Origin of the sequence: Halpernia humi (genome assembly GCF_900108025.1) — a bacterium.
GTDB classification, from domain to species: Bacteria; Bacteroidota; Bacteroidia; order Flavobacteriales; family Weeksellaceae; genus Halpernia; species Halpernia humi.
Window position 1 is genome coordinate 391,769 of record NZ_FNUS01000001.1, and the last position, 13,788, is coordinate 405,556.

The window sequence follows — 13,788 nt, forward strand, 5'->3', positions numbered from 1 at the left end:
TATATTTAATTAATAATCTATTTCCTTGAATTATAAAGTAATAATCTTTTTCTATTATCAATATCATTTACCCTAAAACTTTTTAAGTCTTCTATTTTGTAAATTGAATTACCTTCATCTTGTCCTAAAGAACCTACTAAGTTTATCACAAAGTTTTCTTCATCTACATCTTTAATAAAGCCTGTGAAATAATCATTTTCAATTTCAATACTTGTTATTATTTCTGTTTTAAACTTTAATTGATTTAATAGAATGAATTTCCAATTTTCATTATCATAAAAATCAAATTTAAATTCATCTTCTGTAGCAAGTTTTTCAGAATTTTCAATAACTAATTTCATCGCATTCGTGTATTCGTCATCAAAATCTATGGCTTTAATATCACAAATTTGTAATATTAGCAAACCATCTTTTTTTCCATATTTTGTGAAATGTTGAAGAACAACAATTTCTTCTGTAAAATTTAGAATTTTACCAAACCAAAATTTTTCATCATCATTATAATTCCAAATACTAAGATATTTTCCCTTTTCTTTCGACTCTTGTAATATTTTTAGTGCTAAATTCATGAGATAATTTTTATAGAATTTTGATTAAACTTTTAAACATTTTTACTTTTTTTATTAAAAGTAGTGAGATAAATTGTAATGTTATTTCCCACACCCATTCAAAAAATCCGCACCAAAATAAATCACAGCCAGCCAAAGCAAAACTTTTAAAAAAAATTATTTAAAAAATTCTTTAAATTCGTCTTTAAATGAAAATTTTTCATATCCTAAATTTTTGAAATTTTGTTGAATTTGATTTTTTAATTTAGAATAATTTGCATGATAAAACTGACTGATTTTAATTATTTTCTTGCCATTTTTATAGATGTATAAATATTCATAAATTCTATCTTTTGATGCCAGATGGGAATATTTCCAGCCTTGGATTTCATTTACTTTATAAGATTTGGTGAAAAGTCCTAAAAATTTTTTAACCTTTATTTCGTATTTGTTAATTTCAACAATGATAAATTTTGTTCTAATCTCACCGTAAAATAGAATTACAACAATAAATATTAAAAATATTGGAAATAAAATTACAAATATTTTATCGTCATAACCTGTGTTTTCTTTTAAAACAATCGGTAAAAGTAAAAATATTAAATAAACAAAAGGAAATAATAAAATTATTGGTAAAAATGCTTTAATTGTAAATTTTGACTTCATTATTTTTAATTTTTTGCATTTTTAATATTTATTTATCCTTTACATCCATTCAAAAAATCCGCACCAAAATAAATCACAGCCAGCCAAAGCAAACCTTTTAAAGTAAAAAAATTACGCCAGCAATTCCTGCTTTTTTAAACCAAGATTTCAGTCTTTCATTTTTGCCTTTTTTTGGATTTTTTCCATTAGATTTAATTTCTGGTCTCAAATTTAAACAAATTTAAGATTTGAAATTGACTTTAATATAAAAACATTGCTTTTAAATTTAACACTTTTTTAACATTTTAAAACTTATTTGTTTTTGATTTTTATAAACTTTATTTTAAAAAAGTGCCACTAAAACTTTTAATCAATACTTTTATAAAAACCATATTTTCAGTGTAAATTTTTTACGAATAATTTTACTTAATATTTGTGAAAATAGCCTTGTAAGTTGCTTAGTTGTCATATAATATTTAACTTAGCAAGAAACCAAAACAAAAAAAATGGCCCAAACTTCGCATTATTCAGATATGGAAATTGTATTAAAAAATTTAGGTATTCATTCAGAAAATAAAGGTTCTTCAACCGGTTCTGAATTTTTCGCAAACGGTGAAACCATAGAAAGTTTCTCACCAACAAACGGAAAATTAATTGCAAAAGTGCAAAGTTCTAGTTTGGAAGATTATGACCAAGTTTTAGAAAAAGCAAAAGCTGCTTTTTTAGAATTTAGAAAAGTTCCAGCACCGAAAAGAGGTGAATTAGTGCGCCAATTTGGAAATAAATTAAGAGAGAAAAAAGAAGATTTAGGCAAATTGGTTTCCTACGAAATGGGAAAATCTTTGCAGGAAGGTCTCGGCGAAGTTCAGGAAATGATAGATATTTGTGATTTCGCAGTTGGATTGTCGCGACAGTTGCAAGGTTCTACAATGCATTCCGAACGTCCTGGACATAGAATGTACGAACAATATCATCCATTAGGAATTGTCGGAATTATTTCCGCCTTTAATTTTCCGGTTGCAGTTTGGTCTTGGAATACTGCGCTTGCCTGGATTTGCGGAAATGTAACCATTTGGAAACCCTCAGAAAAAGCGGCGCTTTGCGGTGTTGCTTGTCAAAATATTATCGCTGAAGTTTTAAAAGAAAATAATTATCCGGAAGGAATTTCTAATTTATTGGTTGGAAGCCACGAAATTGGTAAAAAAATGACGTCTGATAAAAATATAAACCTAGTTTCGTTCACAGGTTCTACGAAAGTTGGAAGGGAAGTTTCTGCAACCGTTGCCAACAGATTCGGAAAATCGATTTTAGAATTGGGTGGAAACAATGCAATAATTATTTCAAAAGATGCAGATTTAGATATGTCGATTATCGGCGCAGTTTTCGGCGCAGTCGGCACTTGCGGACAAAGATGTACTTCCACAAGACGATTAATTATTCACGAAGAAGTTTATGAAGAAGTGAAAAACCGTTTGGTAAAAGCATACGGACAATTAAAAATTGGTGATCCTTTAAATGAAAACAACCACGTTGGACCTTTAATCGACAAAGATTCTGTGAATCAATATTTAGCATCAATAGAAAAATGTAAAAATGAAGGCGGAAATTTCATCGTTGAAGGTGGCGTCTTGGAAGGTGAAAATTATGAATCCGGCTGTTATGTCAAACCATGCATCGCGGAAGTTGAAAATTCTTATGAAGTGGTGCAACACGAAACTTTTGCGCCAATTCTTTATTTAATTAAATACAAAACTTTAGAGGAAGCAATTGCTTTACAGAACGACGTTCCTCAAGGTTTGTCTTCTGCAATTATGACCAATAATTTAAAAGAAGCCGAAGCATTTTTATCCGCTTCCGGTTCCGATTGTGGGATTGCAAATGTAAATATAGGAACTTCTGGCGCAGAAATTGGCGGCGCTTTTGGTGGAGAAAAAGAAACCGGTGGTGGACGTGAAAGCGGTTCTGATGCGTGGAAATATTACATGAGACGCCAAACAAATACCATTAATTACACAGATAATTTGCCGCTTGCACAGGGAATTAAATTTGATATTTAATTTTTAAAGTTTAAAAATTTTCAAAACAAACAAAAATCTAAAAATATGAACGACGCAATAGCCTCAAAACCAGAAATAACCAATAACGTAAAAAAAACACTCTCTCGCCACATGCTTGCCGATGGTTTTGATTTTATAATGGATTTTGAAAAATCTCATGGTTCCTACATTTTCGACAGTGTTACGCAAAGCGAGTATTTAGATATGTTTTCCATGTTTGCGTCCACAGCAATCGGATACAACCATCCTTATGTGATGGAAAAATCAGATTGGTTGGGAAAATTATCCGTAAATAAGCCAACTTTAGCAGATGTTTATTCTCAGGAATTTGCAGATTTTATGGAAGTTTTTGAACGCGTGGCTATTCCAAAAGAATTGCAATATTGTTTCTTCGTTTCTGGTGGTGCTCTGGCTGTTGAAAATGCGATGAAAGCGGCGTTTGACTGGAAAACAAGAAAAAATTTCGAAAAAGATATTAACAAAGAAGCGGGCGTTTGTATTCATTTTAAGCAAGCGTTCCACGGAAGAAGCGGTTACACTTTATCATTAACAAACACAGCCGATCCGCGTAAATATGAATATTTTCCGAAATTTCCATGGCCAAGAATTATCAATCCGAAACTGCATTTTCCTTTAACAGATGAAAATTTAGAACATACCGTAAAAGAAGAAAGATTGGCTCTGTTGCATATTGAAGAAGCCATTTTAACGCATCAAAATGAAGTCGCTTGTTTAATTATTGAACCAATTCAAGCAGAAGGCGGCGATAATCATTTCAGAGATGAATTTTTTGTAGAATTGCGCAAAATATGCGATGATAATGAAATTCTTTTGATATTTGATGAAGTGCAAACTGGCGTTGGTTTAACAGGAAAAATGTGGGCTTATGAACATTTTAGCGTTGCACCAGATCTAATTTCTTTTGGTAAAAAAACGCAAGTTTGTGGAGTTTTGGCCAATAAAGAAAAATTAGATGAAATCCCAAATAATGTTTTTCGAGAAAGTTCTAGGATCAATTCCACTTTTGGGGGAAACTGGGCAGATATGTTGCGTTTACAATTGATTTTAGAAGTGATAGAAAAAGAAAATTTAGTAGAAAATGCTAGAAATATGGGCGTTTTTCTTTTAGATGGTTTAATTAAAATTGAACAAAATTTCCCTTATTTAATTTCAAATGCCCGCGGAAGAGGTTTAATGTGTGCTTTTGATTTACCAACGCCAGAATTGAGAAATGCATTGCAAAAAGAATTATATAAAAATCAGCTTATCGTTTTAACATGTGGAACGCAAAGTATTCGCTTTCGCCCACACCTTAATGTTTCGAAAGAGGATTTGCAAAAGGCACTAGATATAATTGCAAAAGTGTTGCAAAAAATGTAAAGAACTTCCAATTATTTATTTTTTTTTGTAAATTTGTATCTAATTTAATAAAATGATAATGGAAAAGATGACGAGAGTTTCGGTTTTTGAAAGTACGAAACAGCAAGAATTACAATTAATAAAATCTAAATTAGAAGAGCAAAATATAACGGCAACTATAGAAAATTCATATCTTACTTTTTTAACAACGCCTACTGCAACCAATATGAGAGTTATGGTAAGTTTAAAAGACGAACAAGAGGCTTTTAAAATTATTGATGATTATATTAAAGAAACCGATTTGGAGATTACCAAGTAACTTCTAAATTATAAAATCTAAAGGAAACTATAAAAAGTTTCCTTTTTTTGTGAATTAAATTTTGCTTAGCAAAAAGTTCAGGATTTTAAAATATTAGTAATACCATTTTATCTTTGATTTTTCCGAAAAATAAAAATGCTCCGTAGGAGCAATATCTTTGTGGAAAAAATGAACAATATTGAAAAAGAACTCCGTAAGGAGTTCAATTTTTTAAAGTAATTTTAATGACAAAATTATATAAAATATTGATCGCGATCTGTTTGTATTTGTAGGTTTTATGGAAAGAATAGATAATTTCGATATAATGCTTTTATTCTGCTAAAACTAAAAATTTGCTACATTTTCAATAGTTAAAATAAATTATTAAAAATTTGGTTCGGTTTGTTACAAACCAAAAATATATATTTGCATTTCGAAATATTTAGAATGAATAAACCATTAAATATAGACGACGCACTTTTTCATAAATTGGTTAATTTTTATACTGAAAATTACCATTTGCCGCCTTTGGCTGCAAAAATTTATGCTTACTTAATTTTTGATTTTGATATGCAGGGTTTTTCCTTTGAAGAACTTGTAGATGTTTTAAAAGCCAGTAAAAGTTCAGTTTCTTGTAGTTTGCAGTTACTTTTACAAAATGAGCACATAACGGTTTTAAACAAAATAGATGAAAGAAAAAGATACTTTATTTTAAACCCCGACTACGTAAAAATTCGCTTCAGTAGTTTGATTGAAAAATTATATAAAGAATTAGATATTTTGGAAGATTTGAAAGCATTAAAAAAAAATGAATCAAATGATGAAAAAAATAATATTTACATTAACAAATTAGATATTTACATCGACCTATTAAACAGCAATATTAACAGTTTTAGCGAAACAATAAAAAAATTATATCAATAATATGCAATCGCCATCGAAACTCTCATTTAAGAAAAATAGTAAAATAGGCGATAACATATATCCATAAAAAAAATAAATAACTCTATATGCAATCGCCATCGAAACTCTCATTTAAGAAAAATAGTAAAATAGGCGATAACATATATCCATAAAAAAAAATAAATAACTCTATATGAAATTTTACTCAATATTATTTCTTGCTTTCTTAAGCATCACATCTTGTAAGAAAAAAGATGCGCCGAAGGATATGGGACCGAAAACCTTTCCTGTAGTGCAAGTTGAAACTAAAAATTTGACGGCTTACCAAAGTTTTCCCGCTAGCATTCAGGGGAAAACGAATAATGATGTAAGAGCAAAAATTCAGGGTTATATTACTCAAGTTTTAGTTGCAGAAGGGCAAAGAGTGACAAAAGGGCAACCATTGTTCAGATTAGAAACTAATGTTTTATCTGAAAATGCGGCCGCAGCAAAATCTGGAATTTCTGCCGCGCAAGCAAACATTTCGGCATCACAAGCCAATGTTTCTGCGGCGCAAGCCTCCGTAAATGCTGCCCAAGTTGAAGTGAACAAACTGAAACCTTTGGTAGAAAAAAATATTATCAGCAATGTACAGTTGCAAACTGCGATGGCAGATTTAGCAAAAGCAAATGCCCAATTGCAACAAGCCAAAGCAGGAAAGTTACAAGCCGAAGCATCAAAATCGCAAGCGCAAGCCAATTATAAAGGCGTGGTTGCAAATGTAGATTATTCTATAATTCGTGCGCCAATAAGCGGAACGGTTGGCAAATTACCTTTAAAAGTTGGAAGTTTAGTTGGTCCTTCAGATGCCACACCACTTACAACCGTTTCAGATACGTCCGAAATTTATGCTTATTTCACAATGAATGAGAAAGAATATTTTGATTTTTTAGAAAATTCAGAAGGTGCAACAATTTCAGAAAAACTGAAAAATTTGCCGATGGTGGATTTAGAATTAGCCAACGGAAGCGCGTATGGTGAAAAAGGAAGAATTGAAACTGTAACAGGGCAAGTAGATCCACAAACTGGAACTATTCAGTTTAAAGTAAAATTTCCAAATGCCAATAAATTGTTGAGCAACGGAAACAGCGGCGTTATAAAATTGCCAAAAAATTATGATAATGTACTGGTAATTCCTGAAGCATCAACTTACGAAGAGCAAGGTTTGGTTTACGTTTATAAAGTTCAAAAAGATTCTGCAGTCAATTCTGTAATTAAATTGCAAGATAGAGTAAACAATTATGCAATCATAAAATCTGGTTTAAAGAAAGGTGATAAAATTATTGCATCTGGATTTACAGGTTTAAAATCTGGAACAAAAATAAAAGAGCAACCCATGAAAATGGACGAAATGGTAGAATCTATAAAACCAATTTTTTAATGATTAAAAATTTTATAAACAGACCGGTTCTTTCTACCGTAATTTCTATTATGATTGTCATTTTAGGTGTTTTAGGCTTGCTTAAATTGCCTGTAACACAGTATCCGGATATTGCTCCCGCGACGGTTCGGGTTTCTGCAAACTATTCTGGTGCGAATGCAGAAACGGTAATGAAAAGCGTTATCATACCGCTTGAAGAGCAAATAAATGGCGTGGAAGGAATGGATTATATCGAATCTTCTGCAGGAAATGATGGTTCTGCAGGAATTACCGTTTATTTTAAACAAGGTGTAAATCCAGATATTGCGGCAGTAAATGTTCAAAATAAAGTAGCGCGTGCAACACCTCTTTTGCCTAGTGAAGTTACACGGTCTGGTGTGATTACCCAAAAGCAAAACAGCAGCGCATTAATGTACCTCACGTTTTTTACAAAAAATAAAAACCTTGATGATACTTGGCTGCAAAATTATTTGAATATTAACGTGATCCCCGATTTAAAGAGGATAAATGGAGTAGGAGACGCTAATGTTTTTGGAGGGAAAAATTATGCCATGAGAATTTGGCTAGATCCTGCGAAAATGTCGGCTTATGGTTTAATGCCAAGCGATGTTATTGCTGCAATCAATTCTCAAAGTAGGGAAGCAGCGGCCGGACAAATTGGTTCTAATAGCGGAAGTTCTTTTGAATACACCATCACATATCAAGGAAAATTTAGTGATCAGGGACAATACGATGATATTATTTTAAAAGCGTTAGGAAACGGACAATTTCTTCGTTTAAAAGATGTCGCTTCTGTAAAGTTAGATGCGCTTTCTTACTCAGGAATTGGCCGAAGTAGTGGCTATCCTTCTGTGAGTATGGGGATTTTTCAAACACCCGGTTCTAATGCGCAGGAGATCATTAACAATATTAAAATAAATTTAGCAGAAGCCAAAAAATCTTTTCCGCAAGGTGTAGATTTTGTAGTAAATTTTGACACTAATGAATTTTTAGATGCTTCTATTTCAAAAGTTTTAACAACTTTATTTGAAGCCTTTATTTTGGTTTTCATCGTGGTATTTATCTTTTTGCAAGATTTTCGTTCTACTTTAATTCCAGCAATTGCGGTTCCGGTTTCTATTGTGGGTACATTTTTCTTTTTAAATTTATTCGGCTACTCTTTAAATTTATTGACGCTTTTTGCCTTGGTGTTAGCAATTGGGATTGTGGTAGATGATGCTATTGTCGTCGTAGAGGCGGTTCACGCAAAATTAGAAAGCGGCATAACCAATGTGAAAACAGCAACCGTTAGCGCAATGGATGAAATTACAGGTGCGATTATTTCGATTACTTTAGTGATGGCGGCAGTTTTTATACCTGTTACTTTTATTACGGGTCCTACGGGTGTTTTTTATCAGCAGTTTGGGGTTACTTTAATAATTGCCATCTTAATTTCTGCTGTGAATGCGTTAACTTTAAGTCCGGTATTATGTTCATTATTTTTGAAAGCAAATGAACACGATAAAGAATATCAAAAGAAAACTTTTGTTCAGAAATTCTTTTATAAGTTTAATGTTGGCTTCAACACTGCAACCCGAAAATATGGGCAAGGATTTATTTTTCTTTTGCGTCACAAATGGGTAACTTTGATAATTTTCGGTGCAGCTGGACTTTTATTTTGGTGGGCAAATTCTACTATGCCTTCTGGTTTTGTACCCAAAGAAGACCGTGGTATTATCTTCGCAAATGTTGAACTTCCTGCAGGTTCATCAATGGAAAGAACTTATGCCGTAATTGCAAATTTGCAAAAAAAGGCAGTGAAAGTTCCAGGCGTGAAAGGAATGACAATTGCAACAGGACGTAGTTTTCTCTCCGGAAATGGTAGTAATTCTGCTTTGGCATTTTTAAAATTAAATGATTTTAATGAAAGGGCAAAACATCCAGACCAATCGGTTGAAAATATTACTAAAAAATTATTTGGCGTTGCAGCAGGAATTCCTGGGGGTGCAAAAGTGGTGTTTTTTCAGCCAGGTTCTGTCCCGGGATATGGTTCTAGTTCCGGTTTTGAGTTGCAACTATTAGATAAATCTGGCGGTGATTTGACTGCTTTGGATAAAAACACACAAAAGTTTGTAAACGCCTTATTAAAAAGACCAGAAATTGAATTTGCGCAAACTTCTTTTAATACTAAATTTCCGCAATATACTTTAGTTATTAATGTTGCAAGAGCTAAAGAAAGTGGTGTTTCTGTGGATGATATTTTAGCAACAATGCAAGGTTATGTAGGCGGTGTTTATGCGGCAGATTTCACAAAATATGGTAAACAATTTAGAGTAATTGTGCAAGGTTTGCCAGATATTAGAAAAAGCATCGAAAGTTTAAGCAGTATTTCAGTAAAAACAGCCTCTGGTGCAATGGCGCCTTTGTCTCAGTTTGTAAGTTTTGATAAATCTTTTGGGCCACAGTCTATCAGTAGATATAATTTATTTACATCTGTGAAAGTGACGGGAAGCAATGCCGCAGGTTTTAGTTCTGGAGACGCTATTAAAGCGGTACAGGAAGTCGCTGCAGAAACTTTACCTCCTAATTTCACAATCCAATTTACAGGGCTTTCGCGAGAAGAAATTAATTCTACTTCGCAAACAGCATTAATATTTGCTTTAAGTTTAATCTTTGTATATTTTATTTTGGCGGCGCAATATGAAAGTTATATACTTCCACTTACCGTTGTGATTTCTCTTCCATTAGGCGTATTTGGTGCATATATGGGGCAAAGTTTGGCAGGTTTAGAGAATAATATTTATTTCCAAATTGCTTTAATTATGCTTGTCGGACTTTTGGCTAAAAATGCCATACTAATTGTAGAATTTGCCGTTCAGCGCAGACACCACGGCGAAAGTATTTCTTTGGCTGCCATTAATGCTGCAAAAGCGAGATTAAGACCAATTTTAATGACCTCATTCGCATTTATATTTGGGATGATGCCTTTGGTTTTTGCAGATGGTATTGGTTCTGTGGGTAATCGCTCTATCGGTACAGGTGCGGCGGCTGGTTTGTTTGTAGGAACTGTTCTTGGTTTGTTTGCAATTCCGGTTTTGTTCGTTATTTTTCAGAGCATTCAAGAAAAAATTAAACCAATTAAAAGAGAAAAATTAAACCTCGCCGAATAATTTTAAAAAAGATAAAATGAAATTCAGTTTTAATATAAAATCACTTTTCGTCTTTGCACTTGTAGCATTATCGCTTACTTCGTGTATTTCACGAGAAAAATATGTGCGATCGCCAGAATTTAAAGACAATATCTTCCGTACAGATTTGCTGCCAAAAGACAGTTCTACAATTGCACAAATTTCTTGGAAAGACTTTTTCACTGATCCAATTTTGCAAAAACATATTGAGAATGCTTTGGCAAATAATTTAGACGTGAGAACGGCGGTACAAAATATTTTAATATCTCAAGCCTATCTGAAACAATCTAAAGCAGCCTATTTACCGACGTTAACGGTTGGGCCGTCTTATACATTTCAAACACAATCTGAAAATTCTAATTTCGGACAAATTATTGGCAATAGACAATATAATCATATTAGTGATTTATCTACGAATATGAATTGGGATATAGATGTTTGGGGAAAATTAAGCGCGCAAAAGCGGGCACAATTGGCTACTTATCTCGGCACAGTGGAAGCGCATAAAAGTATTAAAAGTGATTTAGTTGCCAATATCGCCGCCAATTACTATCAACTTTTAACTTTAGATGAACAAAAACGCATCATCAATCAAACCATAGATTTGAGAATTAAAAATCTTGAAACTACGAAAGCTTTAAAAAATGCCGGAACTTTAACCGAAGTCGCCGTTCAACAAAGTGAAGCCTTGGTTTATAATGCCAAAGCAATGCTAGTAGATTTAGATACTCAAATTGAAATTTTAGAGAATGCAACAAGCCTACTTTTAGGTGTTCCTTCGCAAAAAATTGAAAGAGCCAACTCCATAATGACTAAATTTCCTAAAGATATTTCTATAGGATATTCGTCTGAATTATTGGCCAACCGTCCAGATGTTGCACAAGCAGAATTTCAATTTGTATCGGCGTTTGAATTGAAGAATGCTGCCAAAAAATCGTTTTATCCCAATTTTAGTTTAAGTGCAAATGGAGGATTTCAAAGTGTGGATTTTGATAAATTTTTTAGCGCGAATTCACTTTTTGCCACTATTGTTGGTAATTTGGTGCAGCCGATTTTAAATAAAAGACAAATCCGCACACAATATGAAGTGAGTTTGGCGAACAAGCAGATTGCTTATCTTAATTTCAGAAAAACCTTTCTCAATGCAGGACAAGAAGTGTCGAATGCTTTGAAACGTTATAAATCACAGGATGATTACATTGCATTAAAATTAAAAGAAGAAGAAGCCTACAGAAAATCAGTAGATTATAGTCAACAATTGGTAAATTATGGTTTAGCCAATTATTTGGAAGTCATCAATGCAAGTGTTAATTTATTAAATACAAAACTCAGCATTTCTAACGCTCAATACACCAAAATGAAAGCCAATATCGATTTATATCGGGCTTTGGGCGGCGGTTGGAAGTAATTGCAATTGATGTTTGACAAATGATAAATTTTAATTAAAAATACCACCAAAGCCATGTGTCCTCTGTGGTATTTATGAAGTAATTTTTGCAGCACATCAAGAAAACTTTGTGGTATTTGTGTTTAAAAGCACTTCTTGAGCGATAACTTTGTCTTCTTTGTATCTAAAAATCTGGCATTTTTTGAGTTTAAATAAATTTTGCATCAAAAGCATTTTTTCTCTATTATTGCAAAACCAATTTTTGGGGGATTAGCTCATCTGGCTAGAGCGTTAGACTGGCAGTCTAAAGGTGGTCGGTTCGATCCCGATATCCTCCACAAAAAGCGTTTCAATTTATTTGGAACGCTTTTTTTCTTAAAAAATATTTATTTAATAGTCTGAATTTTTTTATCTCAAATCTAAAAAAGTTAGTTTTAGTAAAAATAAGATTTGAAAATCAAAGCTTTACACTTTATTTTCTTAGTTTTCAAATTATTTTTCTAAATCTATTGTGATGGATGTATTTAAAATTTTTTATTTTTATTTTCTTCTAACTTTTATCACCTTTAAAACCACAAGATATTTCGTAATTTTGTGAGATGAAAACTTCATTAGTAAATAAATACAATATTCCAGGGCCAAGATATACGTCATACCCAACCGTTCCATATTGGGATGAAGCGGCTTTTAGCAGTGAAGACTGGCAAAAATCGGTCGTGAAATCTTTTAATGAAAGCAATAGCGAAGAAGGCATTTCCATATATATCCATTTGCCATTTTGTGAAGCACTTTGCACTTTTTGTGCCTGTCATAAAAGGATTACAAAACAACATTCTGTAGAAACGCCTTATTTGGAAAGTGTGCTACAAGAAATGGATTTGTATTTAAAATTATTTAATGAAAAACCGAAATTAAAAGAATTGCATCTTGGCGGTGGAACGCCTACTTTTTTCTCTCCGGCAAATCTAAAAAAATTATTAGAAGGCTTATTTGAAAAAGTGGATATTGCTGAAAACCAAGAATTTAGTTTTGAAGGCCATCCAAATAATACAACAAAAGAGCATTTGCAAACGCTTTTCGATTTAGGTTTTACACGTTGCAGTTTTGGCGTGCAAGATTATGATCCTATTGTGCAAAAAGCCATTAATAGAATTCAACCGTTTGAAAATGTGAAAAATGTAACCGAATGGGCGAGGGAAATTGGCTACAAGAGTATTTCTCACGATTTGGTTTTTGGATTGCCACACCAAACTTGGGAAAAAATGAAACACAGCATTCACCGGACTTTAGAATTAAAACCAGATCGTTTGGCGTTTTATTCTTACGCGCATGTGCCGTGGATAAAAGGCGTGGGACAAAGAGGTTTCGATGAAAATGATTTGCCAAGCGGGGAAGAAAAAAGAAAACTCTACGAAAATGGTAAACAGTTGCTAGAAGATTTGGGCTATATAGAAGTCGGGATGGATCATTTTTCTTTGGAACACGATGATTTGTATCAATCTTTAAAATCTGGCGATATTCACCGTAATTTTATGGGTTATTCTTCAAGCAAAACCCAACTGATGATTGGGCTCGGGATGTCTGCAATTTCAGATTCTTGGTATGCTTTTGCGCAGAATGAAAAATCAGTTGATGAGTATCAGAAACGGGTTGCAGAAGGAAAAATCCCGGTTTTTAGAGGTCATATTTTAAATGAAGAAGATTTAAAAATCCGCCAACATATTTTAAATTTAATGTGCCGCTTAGAAACGTCTTGGGATGTACAAACAGAATTTCCAGAATTGGAAAATGCCATCGCAAATTTAAAGGAAATGGAAGCAGATGGTTTAATTGAAATAGAAAAAAACCACATAAAAATCACCGAAAAAGGCCGCGCTTTTACTAGAAATGTAGCCATGACTTTTGATTTAAGAATGCTGAGAAACAAACCCGAAACCCGCATTTTTTCTATGACGGTTTAGTTGTTTTTAAGAATGTATTTCAGGAAAAGTTGAAATTCTAGAT

10 protein-coding genes and 1 tRNA gene are annotated in these 13,788 nt (G+C 32.7%); 9 read left to right on the forward strand and 2 right to left on the reverse strand.

The genetic code is table 11. The features are described from left to right. Window positions 1-17 precede the first annotated feature (17 nt). Window positions 18-569 (reverse strand): hypothetical protein, encoded by a 552-nt coding sequence (locus C4S29_RS01860; RefSeq protein WP_103912425.1) that lies wholly within the window; start codon window positions 567-569, stop codon window positions 18-20. 156 nt (window positions 570-725) lie between these two features. Continuing rightward, window positions 726-1,214 carry a hypothetical protein gene (locus C4S29_RS01865; protein ID WP_103912426.1) on the reverse strand — a complete coding sequence of 163 codons (489 nt, stop codon included), beginning with the start codon at window positions 1,212-1,214 and terminating at the stop codon, window positions 726-728. A gap of 485 nt (window positions 1,215-1,699) precedes the next feature. Here C4S29_RS01865 and amaB point away from each other — a divergent pair, with 485 nt between their 5' ends. The 9 genes from amaB (at window position 1,700) to hemN (ending at window position 13,745) form a co-directional block, all read left to right on the forward strand. Then, window positions 1,700-3,250 (forward strand): L-piperidine-6-carboxylate dehydrogenase, encoded by a 1,551-nt coding sequence (gene amaB / locus C4S29_RS01870; protein ID WP_103912427.1) that lies wholly within the window; start codon window positions 1,700-1,702, stop codon window positions 3,248-3,250. Between the two features lie 45 nt (window positions 3,251-3,295). Continuing rightward, window positions 3,296-4,630, forward strand: coding sequence for an L-lysine 6-transaminase (lat, locus tag C4S29_RS01875; RefSeq protein ID WP_103912428.1), 1,335 nt, complete (start codon window positions 3,296-3,298; stop codon window positions 4,628-4,630). A 52-nt stretch (window positions 4,631-4,682) separates the two neighbouring features. Further along, the gene (locus tag C4S29_RS01880) at window positions 4,683-4,928 is read left to right on the forward strand and encodes a DUF2007 domain-containing protein (protein ID WP_221405502.1); all 246 of its coding nucleotides are present in this window, start codon (window positions 4,683-4,685) and stop codon (window positions 4,926-4,928) included. A gap of 426 nt (window positions 4,929-5,354) precedes the next feature. Further along, entirely contained in the window at window positions 5,355-5,831 is a 477-nt protein-coding gene (locus tag C4S29_RS01885) for a GbsR/MarR family transcriptional regulator (protein WP_103912430.1), read from the forward strand. Window positions 5,832-6,003: 172 nt separating this feature from the next. Continuing rightward, window positions 6,004-7,230 (forward strand): efflux RND transporter periplasmic adaptor subunit, encoded by a 1,227-nt coding sequence (locus tag C4S29_RS01890; RefSeq protein WP_103912431.1) that lies wholly within the window; start codon window positions 6,004-6,006, stop codon window positions 7,228-7,230. Beyond that, window positions 7,230-10,379 (forward strand): efflux RND transporter permease subunit, encoded by a 3,150-nt coding sequence (locus C4S29_RS01895; RefSeq protein WP_103912432.1) that lies wholly within the window; start codon window positions 7,230-7,232, stop codon window positions 10,377-10,379. The genes C4S29_RS01890 and C4S29_RS01895 overlap by 1 nt, the downstream gene beginning before the upstream one ends. A 16-nt stretch (window positions 10,380-10,395) precedes the next feature. Further along, window positions 10,396-11,805, forward strand: coding sequence for a TolC family protein (locus tag C4S29_RS01900; protein ID WP_103912433.1), 1,410 nt, complete (start codon window positions 10,396-10,398; stop codon window positions 11,803-11,805). A gap of 243 nt (window positions 11,806-12,048) precedes the next feature. Beyond that, window positions 12,049-12,122 (forward strand) — tRNA-Ala (locus tag C4S29_RS01905). A gap of 261 nt (window positions 12,123-12,383) precedes the next feature. After that, window positions 12,384-13,745, forward strand: a complete 1,362-nt coding sequence (hemN, locus tag C4S29_RS01910) for an oxygen-independent coproporphyrinogen III oxidase (RefSeq protein WP_103912434.1) — start codon at window positions 12,384-12,386, stop codon at window positions 13,743-13,745. Window positions 13,746-13,788 lie beyond the last annotated feature (43 nt).